Source organism: Streptomyces piniterrae, from assembly GCF_005048155.1.
GTDB lineage: Bacteria > Actinomycetota > Actinomycetes > Streptomycetales > Streptomycetaceae > Streptomyces > Streptomyces piniterrae.
Genome location: NZ_SUMB01000008.1, coordinates 60,305 through 73,748, shown reverse-complemented (window position 1 = coordinate 73,748; position 13,444 = coordinate 60,305). Strand labels below are relative to the sequence as shown.

The window sequence follows — 13,444 nt, the reverse complement described above, 5'->3', positions numbered from 1 at the left end:
ATTCACCCATGGATTCCGGACCGATCCGTACGCGTCAGGTACGGAGTCACGTCAGACTTGAGTCTGACCCGTCGTCCCCCTTTCGACAGACATGGCGTGCTCCCGGTCCCTCCGGAGCGGGGGCCGGAAAGGGTTTGCCGCCATCGGCACCGCTGTTTAGCGTCGGCGCCATGAACGACATGATCATCCGCGACGGCACCATCATCCGGCGCTATCGGGCGGCCGACGCCGATGCCGTGAGCGACCTGTGCTCCCGGGCCTCCCAGCAGGCGCGCTCTTTCGTCGAACACGCTCACCCGTCCGTCGAAGGTCAGGGCGCCGGCGAACGCGGTGCCGAGAACTGGGTCGCCGAGGGGAACGGCGCCGTCATCGCGGTGCTCCGTCTGCTGCCGGGGCGGAGCGAGGACGAGGCCGAGATCGGCGGGCTGTTTGTGGCGCCCGAGGCCCAAGGGGGCGACGCCGGGCGGCAATTGGTGGAGCATGCGGCGTCGCTGCGGGGTGCGCTGATGCTGGAGATCCCCGAGGGGGACGGTTAGCGCCCGCCGTTTCTATGAGCGCCTCGGCTTCACGGAGCGTGCGCGACGGGTGGACGACAGGACCGGCCGCCTACTGATCGCGCTGGAACGCCGCGCGCCCCTGAAGTCCGTCGGATGGCTGCATATACGCGAGGGCCGCCTGCTCAGCGTACGGACCCGGGGCAATGACACGTTCTACCTCCCCGGCGGCAAATACGAACCGGGCGAGACCGCCGTCCAGGCGCTTTCCCGCGAACTCTCCGAAGAGCTGGGCCTGTTGGTCCCGGCAGAGCAGCTGTCGGAAGCCTTCGTCATCCACGACGTCGCCCATGGCAAGGGCGGGCGCCGCCTGCACATGACCTGCTTCACCGGCGGCCCCCAGGACATCGCCCCCGTCCCCGGCCGGGAGATCGCCGAGTACGCCTGGTTCGACCGGCGGCAAGCGCGCGAACGCTGCGCCCCCGCCCACTCGCAGGTGGTGGACCGCCTGATCGCCGAGGGCCGGATGGCGGGCTGAGGAAGGGGCCGGCCCAGGGCGCGCCAGGGGCCTGACCGCCGCCTCCCGTCCGCATCGCGGAATGCGCAGGCGCACGCATACGTGTTGTATCTATGCTGTGCACATGTCGCCCGCACCCGCTCCCGCACACACCGCCCCCGCCAAGCAGCCCCCCGCCGCCGAGCGGGTCTATGCGCATGTCAAGGACGCCGTCCTGGACCGTCGCTACGAGGGCGGAATGCTGCTCACCGAGGGTGAGCTCGCGGAGGCCGTGGGCGTATCGCGGACGCCGGTGCGCGAGGCGCTGCTGCGGCTGGAGGTCGAGGGGCTGATCAAGCTCTACCCGAAGAAGGGCGCGCTGGTGCTGCCGGTCTCCGCGCAGGAGATCGCCGACGTCGTCGAGACCCGGCTGCTGGTGGAGAAGCATGCGGCGGCCAAGGCGGTACCGGCGACCGAGGCGCTGCTCGGCGAGCTCGCCGAGCTGCTCGAGACCATGCGCGAGCAGGCCGCGGCCGGCGACCTGGCCGCCGTCTCCGTCACCGACCGGGCCTTCCACGCCGCCATCGTCCGCAGCACCGGCAATCAGATCCTCGACCGGCTCTACGAGCAGCTGCGGGACCGCCAGCTGCGGATGGGCGTCGCGGTCATGCACGCACACCCCGACCGGATCGCCAAGAACATCGCCGAGCACGCGGAGATCCTTCAGGCGCTGCGGGCCGGCGACCCGGACGCGGCGACCGAGGCCGTGCACCGGCACGTCAGCTGGGTCCGCAACCTCGCCCAGGGCGAGGTGCGATGAACGGGAGCGAAGGAACAGCGGGCGGGTCCACCCGGCCGCTGCTCTCGGATCCGCCCGGCGGCCGCAAGGCCATGGCGGTCTGGGGCATCGGCGTTGCGGTCTACTTCGTCGCGATCACCTACCGCACCAGCCTGGGCGTGGCCGGTCTGGACGCCGCCGAGCGGTTCCACATCAACGCCTCGGCGCTGTCCACCTTCTCGATCCTGCAGCTGCTGGTGTACGCGGGCATGCAGATACCCGTCGGCCTGCTGGTCGACCGGCTCGGCCCCAAGAGGGTGCTGACGCTCGGGGTCGTGCTCTACACCCTCGGCCAGTTCGGCTTCGCGCTCTCCGAGTCGTACGCCATGGCGCTCGGTTCCCGCGCGCTCCTCGGCTGCGGTGACGCGCTGACGTTCATCAGCGTGCTGCGGCTGGGCTCACGGTGGTTCCCCGCCCGCCGCGGCCCGATGATTGCCCAGATCGCCGCGCTCGTCGGGATGGCGGGCAACCTGATCTCCACCCTCGTCCTCGCCCGGCTGCTGCACACCTTCGGCTGGACCCCGACCTTCGCCGGCAGCGCAGCCGGCGGCATCGTCGTCCTGGCCCTGCTGCTGGTCTTCCTCAAGGACCACCCCGAAGGCTTCGAACCGCCGCCCGCGCCCGTCGAGCACTCCGGCACCGCGTTCATTCGCCGCCAGATCGCGGACGCCTGGCGTGAGCCCGGCACCCGGCTCGGCATGTGGGTGCACTTCACCACCCAGTTCCCCGCGATGGTCTTCCTGCTGCTGTGGGGCCTGCCGTTCCTCGTCGAGGCGCAGGGCCTGTCCCGTGGCACGGCCGGTGAACTGCTCACCCTCGTGGTGCTCTCCAACATGGCCGTCGGCCTGGTCTACGGCCAGGTCATCGCCCGCCACCACGCGGCCCGTACGCCGCTGGCCCTCGGCACCGTCGCGGCCACCGCTCTGATGTGGGGGCTCACCCTGGCCTGGCCGGCCGATCACGCACCCATCGGGCTGCTGATCGCACTGTGTGCGGTCCTGGGCGCCTGCGGCCCCGCCTCGATGATCGGCTTCGACTTCGCCCGCCCCGCGAACCCGCCGGAGCGCCAGGGCACCGCCTCCGGCATCGTCAACATGGGCGGCTTCACCGCGTCGATGACGACCCTGCTCGCCGTCGGCGTGCTGCTGGACGCGACCGGCGACAACTACCGGATCGCGTTCGCCTCGGTCTTCGTGCTGGAGGCGCTCGGCGTCTCACAGATCCTGCGGCTGCGCCGCCGCGCGGCACGGCGCGAGCGGGAACGGCTGGTGGTGAGCAGGGTCGAGGCGGTCCACGTACCCGTGTGATGCCTACCGCGGACGGTTCACGGAGCGGTTGAAGGCGCTTACCGGCCCGCCGCGCGCGGGCGCCACCGCGGCAGGCACGGCCGTCCCGCCGGAGCTCCCAGCGCCCGGGAGCACCATCCGGTGGTGCTCCAAGGCGCGTAACCCTGCGGCCAGTTGGCCGAGGGGATGGTCGGAGGCGTTGGTTTCACGTGAAACGGTCCACGAACGTGGAAACGCCACGAACGTGACGACCCACGAAGCGGCGCGCTCCACGCCGCCGGCTACGGCGTGACCGCGAAGTGGTTCAGGATCGTCTCGGCCAGCTCACGGTCACCATCGATCTTGACCTGGTCGGCGACGGCCGCCGGGCGGACCCGGCCGCAGGCCAGCCGGACGAAGGTGTCCCAGTCCAGAGACAGTGTCACGGTCGGGCCGAGCGAGACGCTGCCGTTGATCGTGCCATTGCCCTCGGCGTCCACCCGGACCGTGCGCATGAACTCCACAGGGCCGCTGACATCGAAGACCACCACGGAGTCGGCGGGCGCCTGTGCCCGCTTGGCGACGACGCCGGGCAGCACCTTCAACAGCAGATCGCGCGTCACATACGCACCGGGGGAGTCGAGATTGCCGGGCTTGCCGAGCGCCCGGCGCAGGTCCTGCTCGTGCACCCAGACATCGAACGCCCGCTGCTGGAGCACGAACTCCAGCGTCCGGTCCTCGTCGAGCGGACTGCGCACCACGGCGTCCGGCTGGCGGGACTCGTTGCGCAGCTGCCGGGAGCGGCGGATAACGGTGTATTCGAGTTCGCTGAGCATCTCCGGCGCGGTGTGGTGCCGGCGGACGTCGACCTGCACCTCCATACGGCGGGCGGACTCGGTGCGCACGTGGTAGAGGTCGCGCGGCAGCGTATGGATCGGACGTGGGTCGCCGAGCATCTCGCATTCCAGGCCGATGATGTGCGAGACGACATCGCGCACGGACCACCCTGGGAGGTCCGTCGCCCTGCTCCACTCACCTTCGACGAGCGGCGTCACCAGCTCGGCTATCGCTTCTATGGAGTGCGTCCAGGCATCGATGGAGGACTGAAGGCTGGGATGGACGGTCACGGGACCCCTCGGACGGTTCGTACGCGGGCTGCTGTCTGTGCAGTTAAGTTACGCTGCGCACGGGCACCCCGGCAGTGCTTTCGGGGGACCATCGTAGGTGGATGTTTGACTGACGGCCCGGTTCGAAAGCTTAGGCGGTGGTACTGTGCGCGCCTCGTTGATCCAGATGTGTGTGGATCCGGCGGAATCGGTCAATTCCCGGCGGACACGGGCGGCTTCGCTCGTCCGTGCGCAGGCGGACAGCGATCTGGTCGTGCTTCCCGAGCTGTGGACGGTCGGTGCGTTCGCGGCCGATCTCTTCGCCACGGAGGCGGAGGCGCTGACGGGTCCGACGCATGAGGCGATGGCCGCGGCCGCACGGGACGCCGGGGTCTGGCTGCACGCCGGATCCATCGTCGAGCGGGCCGCGGACGGCACTCTCTACAACACTTCGCTGGTCTTCTCCCCCGACGGCCAACTCGCCGCGTCCTACCGCAAGATCCACCGCTTCGGATTCGACCAGGGCGAGGCCGTTCTGCTGGGCGCCGGTGACCGGGCGGTCACGGTCGGCCTGCCGCAGACCACACTGGGCCTGGCCACCTGCTACGACCTCCGCTTCCCTGAACTCTTCCGGCAGTTGGTGGCGGACGGCGCGCAGATGCTGGTCGTGCCCGCCGGCTGGCCGGCCCGCCGCCGCGCGCACTGGTCGCTGCTGGCCCGCGCCCGCGCCGTGGAGAACCAGACCTATGTGCTGGCGTGTGGCACCGCCGGCACCCACGCCGATGTCGAACAGGCCGGCCACAGCGTCGTCGTCGATCCCTGGGGCGAGGTGCTCGCCGAGGCCGGCCCGGACGAAGAGGTGCTGACCGTGGACCTCGATCCGGCCAAGGTCGCCAAGACCCGCGCCGACTTCCCCGTCCTCCGCGACCGCGTCCTGGGGCTCGACGTCCCTTAGGGGATGGTCGAACAGATCCCCTAGGGGATGCGAGGGCCCCCTGCGGGTCCACAACGCGGAGACGCGGGGCGGTATTCCGGTCCTCGGTCGGGATCCGATCGTCGGGTGGGCATCCGACCGTCCCCCTGGGAATGCGCACGCGCCCGCGTGGCGTTGAATGTCCACATGGCTTCACGTGCGCGCGTCCGGGCCCCCGAGCTGATCGGCAAGGGCGGCTGGCTGAACACCGGCAACAAGGATCTGACCCTCTCCGACCTGCGAGGACGCATTGTCATCCTCGATTTCTGGACCTTCTGCTGTGTGAATTGTCTGCATGTTCTGGACGAGTTGCGTGAGCTGGAGGAGCGGCACCGCGACACCGTCGTGATCATCGGGGTGCACTCGCCGAAGTTCGTCCACGAGGCCGAGCACCAGGCCGTGGTGGACGCCGTGGAGCGGTACGGCGTCGAGCACCCGGTGCTGGACGATCCGGAGCTCGCCACCTGGAAGCAGTACGCGGTGCGGGCCTGGCCGACGCTCGTGGTGATCGACCCCGAGGGGTATGTCGTCGCCCAGCACGCCGGCGAGGGCCATGCGCACGCCATCGAGAAACTCGTCGAGGAGTTGGCGGCCGAGCACGAGCAGAAGGGCACGCTGCGGCGCGGCGACGGCCCGTACGTACCGCCGGAGCCGGTCGCCACCGACCTGCGCTTCCCCGGCAAGGCACTGCGGCTGCCGGGTGGCACGTTCCTCGTCTCCGACACCACCCGGCACCAGCTCGTGGAGCTGGCGGCGGACGGCGAGCAGGTGCTGCGCCGGATCGGCAGCGGCGAGCGCGGGTTCACCCCGGACGCCTTCAACGAGCCTCAGGGCCTGGCGCTGCTGCCGGACGGCAAGGTCGCCGTCGCGGACACCGTCAACCACGCCATCCGCGTCTTCGACCCGGGAACCGGCACCGTGGAGACGGTGGCCGGCACCGGCAGGCAGTGGTGGCAGGGCTCGCCGACCTCGGGCCCGGCCCGTGCGGTGGACCTCTCCTCGCCGTGGGACATCGCCTGGTGGCAGGACCGGCTGTGGATCGCGATGGCCGGTGTGCACCAGCTGTGGACGTACGACCCGGCCGCCGGCACGGTCGAGGTCGCGGCCGGTACGACCAACGAGGGGCTGGTGGACGGCCCGGCCGCCGAGGCGTGGTTCGCGCAGCCCTCGGGGCTGGCGGCGGCCGGTGACCGGCTGTGGATCGCCGACTCGGAGACCAGCGCGGTCCGCTGGGTGGAGCCCGCCGAAGACGGTGACGGGTATGTCGTCCGTACCGCCGTCGGCACCGGGCTGTTCGACTTCGGCCACCGCGACGGCGCCGCCGACCAGGCGCTGCTGCAGCACCCGCTGGGTGTGACGGCGCTGCCCGACGGCTCGGTCGCCATCTCGGACACGTACAACCACGCACTGCGCCGCTTCGACCCGGCGAGCGGCGAGGTGACGACGCTGGCGACGGATCTGCGGGAGCCCTCGGCGGCGGTGCTCGCGGACGACGACATCGTGGTGGTGGAGTCCGCCCGGCACCGGCTGACCCGGCTGCGGCTCCCCGAGGAGGCGGTGCGCGTCGAGTCGGTGGCGCACCGCACCCAGCGCGCGGCCACCGAGGTCGCCCCTGGCAGGCTCCGGCTGGACGTGGTCTTCCAGGCCCCCGCGGGCCAGAAGCTCGACACCCGCTACGGCCCGTCCACCCGGCTGCTGGTCAGCGCGACACCGCCCGAGCTGCTCGCCGACGGCGCGGGCGCGGGCAGCGACCTGACGCGGGATCTGGTGCTCGCGGACGGCGTGACCGAGGGCGTGCTGCATGTCTCGGCGATGGCCGCGTCCTGCGACGACGCCCCTGACATCGAATATCCGGCGTGCCATGTGCACCAGCAGGACTGGGGCGTCCCGGTCCGGGTCGTCGACGGCGGGGTGGCCCGGCTCGGGCTCGTGCTGGCGGGGCTGGACGCCGGGTAGCCGAGCCGGACCGGCCGGACTACTTGTAGTGCTCCGCGACCACCTTGGCGCCCTTGAGGTTCAGGACCCAGGTGGTGACCTTGGTGTTGCCGACGGAGATGTCGTAGCCGTGGTGGCTGCTCGAGTTCTGGGTGAAGTCGAGGTGGAGGTCTCCGATGGGGCGGGAGTCCTCCGAAATGCCCATGAAGGAGATGTCCACCGTCTTCTTCTTGGTGCCCTTGGCAGCGGCGGTGTTGGTCGGGATGACGGCGTAGGCCTTGCCCCGGGCCGGCACGTCGATCTTGCTGTACTCCAGCTCCCCAGGCACACCGCTCATCGAGGGCAGCGGCTTCGCCGCGTTGTCGAAGCGCACCAGGGGGGCGTGGAAGAGCCGGCAGGGGCTGCTGCTGGGGTTGGTGAAGGTGAGGATCACCATGTCCGGATTCGACGCCTGGGTGATCGTGGTGCCCGAGCCGGGGCGGCACTTGACGATCCTGTTCGCCGCCGCGCCGGCACCCGCGCCCGCCGCTGCACCGCCGCCGATGATCTTGTGCTTCTTCTTCTTGTACGACGACGAGGAGGAGGACGACGAGGTCTTCTTCGACTTCTTGGATTTGCTGTTGCAGCCCGTCAGTGCGAGCGAGCCGCACAGTGCTAGGGCCAGCGCGGCGTACGCGGCAGAGCGGCGGCGGGAGCGGCTTGCGGTCATGGGTGGATTCCCCCAGTGGGTCACTGCGATCAGCGAGGCGTGTCTGTCATGGCACCGCCACGATATCGATTGCCTCCCGATGCGCCAGGGTGGGTTCGTAGCCGAGAAGTCGTCGCAGGTCAGAAGGGGCGGCCCCGATCAAGATCAGTCCGGGCAGCTGGGCAGCGAGGTGTTCTCCAGCTGTTCCGGCCGGATCCGGATGCCCGGCACCCACGCCCGCTCGACGCTGTCGTCGACCCGGAACCATATGCTGCTGTGCCCGCCCACCTCGTCGGTGACCGTGATGCCGTTGGCGACCCGGCAGACGGCGTGCAGCACATCGCCGTGCCAGACATGGCCGGCGACGTTGGAGCGGCGGTACGGCATGAACGGGTCGCGGGCCAGGCCGAGCGCGCAGTCCCTGGTGTGCTGGTGCTGGCAGGCCTTTTCGACGTTGTGGACGGTGATCCGGGCGGAGCCGGTGCCTGCCCCGGAGGTCTGTGCGCCCTGCGCGTCCTGGGTCTGGCCGCCGCCGGCCGATCCGTCCGTCGAGCGGTTCGGTGGTCCGTCCGGGCCGGTCAGCGCGGGCACGGCGAACGCGGCGGCGGCGAGAACGGCGGCGGTGCCGAGCCCGGCGAGTACCAGGTTCAGCCGGCGCCGGACGGGCGGCAGGTCCGCCGCGTGCTCAGCGTCCACCGCCCCCGCGTCAGCCGACGCAGTGACTGTCGTATCTCCGGCCGTCGACGCAGTGGCCGTCGTTTCCCCGTCCGTCGACTCCGTCTCCGGCCCGCCGCCCCGCTCTCCCGCGTCCGCCGCCTCGTTGGCACGGTGCAGCAGCTCGACGAGGGCGGGCAGCCGGTCCTCGCCCGTGAAGGAGAGCTTGCACCACTGCACCAGTAAGCGTTCGTCGGGCAGGCTCTGGCCGCGCAGATAGCGCGAGAGGGAGGAGCGGCTGGCGGGCAGCCGGCCTTCCAACTCCTTGAGGCTGTAACCCAGTTCGCCGTGCATACGACGCAGGGCGGCGACGAAGTCCCTGGTGGGTCCGGAGAGTTCGTCGGGGAGCGGGGCCAGTGGCTTACGGCGGGCGTTCGCGGCGTGGTGTGGGTTGCCGGGCACGTCTCGCATTCCAGCACAGCGGACATGCGCGCGCGAGGGGCACTTCCGCTCCCCTGTGACGGAAGTGCCCCTCGTTACACGATCCGGATCGGACCCGGATCAGTTCGTGAAATTTCTGCCCTTGATCACGTGGTGGTGCAGCTCGTGATCACGTTCGGCGGACTCAGTCGCCGAACTTCACCGGACGGTACGGCTTGAACTCCGCGTCGCCGCCCGGCAGTCCGTAGGTCAGCGTCCGGTGGTCGGTGCCGTGCCCGCCGCGCTGCTCGTAGGCGGTGTACGAGGAGTGCGCGTCGTTGTTCCACTTCTCGAAGATCACGACATGCCGGGTGTTGTTGTCGCCCGCCGCGTCGATGAGCAGGTCACCGGGGGCCAGCTCGCCCACCGATATGGGCCGGGTGAGGGCGCGGTTGGTGGCGAGGCCCACGGTGTTGGTGCCAGGCGTCGGCAGGCCCAGGGCCATCGACACATAGCCCGAGCAGTCCTGGCGGTAGCCGTCCTTCCAGACCTCGGCCTGGCTGTACGGGACCTGGGCGCCGTTGTTGGCGGTGAGCCAGGTGGCGGCGCGGTTGAGCATCTCCTGCCGGGAGCCGCCGGGCTGCGGGGGCTGCGGGCCGCCCTTGACCGGTATGCCCGGCAGCCGGTCCTCGGGTATGTCCACCGCGACGACGCTGAGGAAGCCGGTGACCGGGCCGGTGATATGCGCCATGAACGTCGAGCAGGCGCTGCCCTCGCACACCTTGTGACCGGTGTCGACCTGATAGTCCGCGGTGATCCGGTCCTGGCCGGGCGCGGATTTGTTGATCATCCCCACCGAGGGCGAGTTGATGTCCGCGGTGGCGTGCACCACCCAACGGGTGCCCCAGGTGGGGAAGTCGGCGGCCGCGGCCTCGCGTAGCGATCCGGTGCCGGCGGCGCGGGTGGTGACGGTGGCGGTGGAGTCTCGGGAGAGCGTCGTCCTCGCTGCCGCATGCCCGCCGCCGGCCGTCGCGTCGGACGCCTCGCCACCGTGCGCCAACCCCGCGAATCCGGCGACGCCTATGCCGGCCGCGGCGACCGCGGGGAGCACCTTGCGGAGCATGGTCCTGCGGAACGGGGAGCGCGCCCTGTGAGCTCCGCCTCCGCCACCCGTGACCTCCAGGGTGTCCGTGGAACGTGTGGTGTCTGTTGTGTGCGTGGTCCTGTTCTCGCGCATGCCGATTCCCCTCCGCGGCTGGCTGGTTGGTGCCGCCCGGTCGCCGGTGACGTTTCACGTGAAACGTCGCCGGATGGTCTGCTCGCGGCGACGGGAACCATCGTGTGGCGGGGTGCGGCAGCCGGCCCGAGATTCCTTGTCCCGTGGGACGTCCCGCCCCTGCGCGCCGCTGTGACCTGCGAAGACGTAAGGAAAGCGGGGCAAGTGCGGGACATCGGAACCGGGTTGGTGGGACATGACGGGACGGCCCCGCCGCAGGGCGGAGCCGTCCGGGAACGAGGAAGGGCGCCCGCTAGGGGGAACGGGCGCCCTGGTTCATGGGGTTGCCGGTAGCCGATCTACCGCGGGTGGCCTACCAGTTGGCGGCGTCGCTCGGGTTCGTCTGCCAGTACGTCACCCATGCGCTGTCGTCGACATACGTCGAATCTCCCGCCAGGGCCACGGCCGCCGAGCCGCCGATGCTGCCCTTGCCGTCGCGGCCGCGGAGGCTGACCGTCAGCGATGTCGTCGTGCGGCCGTTGGCGCCGGAGCCGTCGGCGGCGGAGGTCATCACCGCGGCGTAACCGGACTCGCCGGGGGCGAGGGTCACCACGGCCTGCGGCCTGCTCTCCGCAAGGTCCGCGAGCGGCGACTGCGAGTCGTCGACGCGGAGGTACGGGTAGCCGTAGAGGTCGCAGGTGGCGCCGGTGGTGTTGGTGGCCTCCAGCAGCACATGGTTGACCGGCCGGTTCAGCGGTTTGGCCGCGATGCGGACCTTGGCGGCGTCGCATGCCGGGTGCCGGACGGAGGCGACCCTCCGGCCGCGGTTCTCCCCGCCGTCGCCGGCCGCGGCGAACCCGTCCGCCCTGGTGGTGATCACGTCGTGGCCCGCCGCCGTCAGCTCCGCCTCGGCCGCGATCTGGGGCGCCGGGTGGAACGGCTTGGCGGGTGCCGTCTTGAGCGCGTCGTCCTCGCTGCTGCACGCGGTGAGGGTGAGCGCGGCGACGGCGGTCAGTCCGGCCGCGGCGATCCGCAGCGTACGGCGGCGGGTGCTCCGGCCGGTGGGCGCCGTACGAACGGTGCTGGCGGTGGCATCGATGCGCGGCATTCCGGTCTCCCCTGTACGCGGTACGTCCTGCGGCCTGTCACGAGCTCTGCTCGGGTCCGGCCCTGCGTGATGTCCACAAGGCTGCCGCCCGCCGCTGCCGTATCGCTAACGCTCGCCTAACGTCCCCCGAGGACGCTCGCCCCACGTCCGCGAGCGTCGGCCGCCGAGACCGCCGAACCGTGGCGGTTACTCGGCCACAGCGCCCTACTCGGCCACACCGCCCCCGTGGCCCTCGGCCCGATCACCGTGCTCGCCGCGCTCGTCCCGCGCGAACAGCTGGGTGAGCGTGCTGATCGTGTAGACATCGGTGGCTTCCTCGTCCACCAGGTGCATCTCCGCGAGCCGGTCCAGACCGTCCTGCGTGCGCTCCGGGTCGTAGCCGGCGAGCGCCGCCGCGACGGACGCGTTGAGGTGTCCGTCCGCGCTGGTCGCCAGCGCGCTGAGCAGCCGTGCGTCGTCCGCCGACAGCCGGGCGACGGACATCCGCAGCGCCGCCGCGATGCCGGTGTCCTCCGCCGACAGCAGCGCCAGCCGGCGCCGTTCGTCGCGCAGCGCGGCGGCGAGCCGGGCCAGCCGCCAGCGCGGCCGGGCGGTCAGCTGGGCCGCGGCGGCCCGCAGAGCCAAGGGCAGACCGTCGCACAGGTCGACGAGTTCCCGCGCGGCGGCCGGGTCCTCGGCGACGCGTTCGGGGCCGAGCATCGCGCCCAGCAGCGCCGCGCCCTCCTCGTGGCCGAGCACCTGGAGGCCGACCGGCCGGGCGCAGTCGGTGGCCACCAGGCCGTCCAGCCGGCTGCGGCTGGTGACGACCGTGGCGCAGTGCGGGCCGCCCGGCAGCAGCGGCCTGACCTGCGCCGAGTGACGGGCGTTGTCCAGGACGACCAGCAGCCGGCGGTCCGCGACCAGCGACCTGAACAGCGCCGAGGCGGCCTGCGCGGAGGTGGGCACCCGCTCCGGCGGGGTACCGAGCGCGAGCAGGAAGTCGCGCAGGATCTCGGCCGGCGGTGCCTCGTCGCCCTCCCCGAAGCCCCGCAGATCGGCGAAGAGCTGGCCGTCAGGGAAGGCCCCGGCGTACAGATGGGCCCACTGCACCGCGCAGGCGGTCTTGCCCACGCCGGCCGGACCCGCCACCACCGCGAGCGGGCTCTCACCGGTACCGCGGTCGGTCAGCGCGTCGGTCAGCGCGGCGAGCCGGTCCTCCCGGCCCAGGAACCGGGCCGGCGGCCTGGGCAGCAGCCGCGGCGCCGCTCCGGCAGGCGTGGCCCCGCCGCGCGCACCGGTCGTCGTGCCCTCCGCGGCAACAGAGCCACCCGTCCCACGAGAGCCGCCCATGGCGGGCGAGACGCCCACCCCGGCGCCGCTGCCCTGCACAGGCATCCGCTCACCGGCTGCCGAACCCGCCGCACCGGCCCCGGAACCGGCCCCCGACGCCCCGCTGGCCGCCGTACCCGCTCCACCGGCCGCCGCGGATCGCCCGCCGTGAGCCGCGGCCCCCGACTTCCGGCCGCGTGCCGCCTCGGCCCGCAGGATCTCCTCGTACGCGCCGCTCAGCCGCTCGCCCGGGTCGACGCCGAGTTCCTCGTTGAGCAGCCGGCGGGTGCGGTGGAACCACTCCAGCGCGTCGGACTGCCGTCCGGTACGGAACAGCGCCCGCATCAGCGCCGCGATCAGCCCTTCCCGCAAGGGGTGGTTGACCGCGGCGGAGTAGAGGATGGCCGCCGCCTGCTCATGCTCGCCGAGTGCGCCGTGCGCCCGCCCCAGCGCCTCGACCGCCGTCAGCCGGCGCTCCTCCAGCGCATGCGCGGCGGCCGCGAACGGCGGGCTGGTGACCGTGCCGGTCAGTGCCGGGCCGCGCCACAGCCCCAGCGCCTCGCGCAGCAGCGGTACCGCATCGGCCGGCGCCGCCTCGGGCCGTGCCAGGGCCACCAGCTCCCCGAACCGGTGGGCGTCGATCAGCTCCTCGGGCAACCGCAGCAGATACGCGGATCCATGCGTGGTGAGCTCGATGCCGTACCCGTCGGCGCCGCCCTCGGCGAGCGTCGCGCGCAGCCGTGAGACATGCCCCTGCACGACCGTACGGGCATGCTCGGGCGGCTCGTCCTCCCACAGGGAGTCGATCAACTGCTCCAGTGGAACGGTGGTGTTGGGCTGCAACAGCAGCAGCGCCAGCACACTGCGCCGCTTGGCCGGCCCGAGCGACAGCTCCCCGGAGCCGGTCGTCACGGCGATCGGGCCCAGCAGTGAGAATTCCAAC

The 13,444-nt window shown here is 71.7% G+C and carries 12 protein-coding genes; 6 read left to right on the top strand and 6 right to left on the bottom strand.

The features are described 5' to 3' along the window. Window positions 1–170 precede the first annotated feature (170 nt). The 4 genes from FCH28_RS39350 to FCH28_RS22660 all read left to right on the top strand — a co-directional run bounded on the left by FCH28_RS39350 (window position 171) and on the right by FCH28_RS22660 (window position 3,135). Complete coding sequence (locus FCH28_RS39350; protein ID WP_169314221.1) at window positions 171–536, top strand: GNAT family N-acetyltransferase; 366 nt, start codon at window positions 171–173, stop codon at window positions 534–536. 49 nt (window positions 537–585) lie between these two features. Next, the gene (locus FCH28_RS39345) at window positions 586–1,032 is read left to right on the top strand and encodes an NUDIX hydrolase (protein WP_342781660.1); all 447 of its coding nucleotides are present in this window, start codon (window positions 586–588) and stop codon (window positions 1,030–1,032) included. A 103-nt stretch (window positions 1,033–1,135) separates the two neighbouring features. Then, window positions 1,136–1,810 (top strand): GntR family transcriptional regulator, encoded by a 675-nt coding sequence (locus FCH28_RS22665; RefSeq protein WP_136741949.1) that lies wholly within the window; start codon window positions 1,136–1,138, stop codon window positions 1,808–1,810. A 71-nt stretch (window positions 1,811–1,881) separates the two neighbouring features. Then, the gene (locus FCH28_RS22660) at window positions 1,882–3,135 is read left to right on the top strand and encodes an MFS transporter (protein ID WP_169314231.1); all 1,254 of its coding nucleotides are present in this window, start codon (window positions 1,882–1,884) and stop codon (window positions 3,133–3,135) included. Between the two features lie 260 nt (window positions 3,136–3,395). On the opposite strand, the gene FCH28_RS22655 is transcribed toward FCH28_RS22660, so the two are convergent. Then, window positions 3,396–4,220 (bottom strand): maleylpyruvate isomerase family mycothiol-dependent enzyme, encoded by an 825-nt coding sequence (locus FCH28_RS22655; RefSeq protein ID WP_136741947.1) that lies wholly within the window; start codon window positions 4,218–4,220, stop codon window positions 3,396–3,398. Window positions 4,221–4,365: 145 nt separating this feature from the next. Between FCH28_RS22655 and FCH28_RS22650 the strand changes: the two genes are divergently transcribed. Then, window positions 4,366–5,154, top strand: coding sequence for a carbon-nitrogen family hydrolase (locus tag FCH28_RS22650; protein WP_136741946.1), 789 nt, complete (start codon window positions 4,366–4,368; stop codon window positions 5,152–5,154). Window positions 5,155–5,319: 165 nt separating this feature from the next. Continuing rightward, complete coding sequence (locus tag FCH28_RS22645; protein ID WP_136741945.1) at window positions 5,320–7,128, top strand: NHL domain-containing thioredoxin family protein; 1,809 nt, start codon at window positions 5,320–5,322, stop codon at window positions 7,126–7,128. Between the two features lie 19 nt (window positions 7,129–7,147). Here FCH28_RS22645 and FCH28_RS22640 read toward each other — a convergent pair whose 3' ends face one another. The 5 genes from FCH28_RS22640 to FCH28_RS22620 form a co-directional block, all read right to left on the bottom strand. Then, entirely contained in the window at window positions 7,148–7,816 is a 669-nt protein-coding gene (locus FCH28_RS22640) for a DUF4232 domain-containing protein (protein WP_136741944.1), read from the bottom strand. 144 nt (window positions 7,817–7,960) lie between these two features. Continuing rightward, window positions 7,961–8,920: a helix-turn-helix domain-containing protein gene (locus tag FCH28_RS22635; protein WP_136741943.1), complete on the bottom strand. Its 960-nt coding sequence runs from the start codon at window positions 8,918–8,920 to the stop codon at window positions 7,961–7,963. 154 nt (window positions 8,921–9,074) lie between these two features. Further along, window positions 9,075–10,106, bottom strand: coding sequence for an NlpC/P60 family protein (locus FCH28_RS22630; protein WP_246103091.1), 1,032 nt, complete (start codon window positions 10,104–10,106; stop codon window positions 9,075–9,077). 352 nt (window positions 10,107–10,458) lie between these two features. Continuing rightward, window positions 10,459–11,193, bottom strand: a complete 735-nt coding sequence (locus FCH28_RS22625; protein ID WP_136741942.1) for a DUF4232 domain-containing protein — start codon at window positions 11,191–11,193, stop codon at window positions 10,459–10,461. Between the two features lie 204 nt (window positions 11,194–11,397). Continuing rightward, window positions 11,398–13,443, bottom strand: coding sequence for an AfsR/SARP family transcriptional regulator (locus FCH28_RS22620; RefSeq protein WP_136741941.1), 2,046 nt, complete (start codon window positions 13,441–13,443; stop codon window positions 11,398–11,400). Window position 13,444 lies beyond the last annotated feature (1 nt).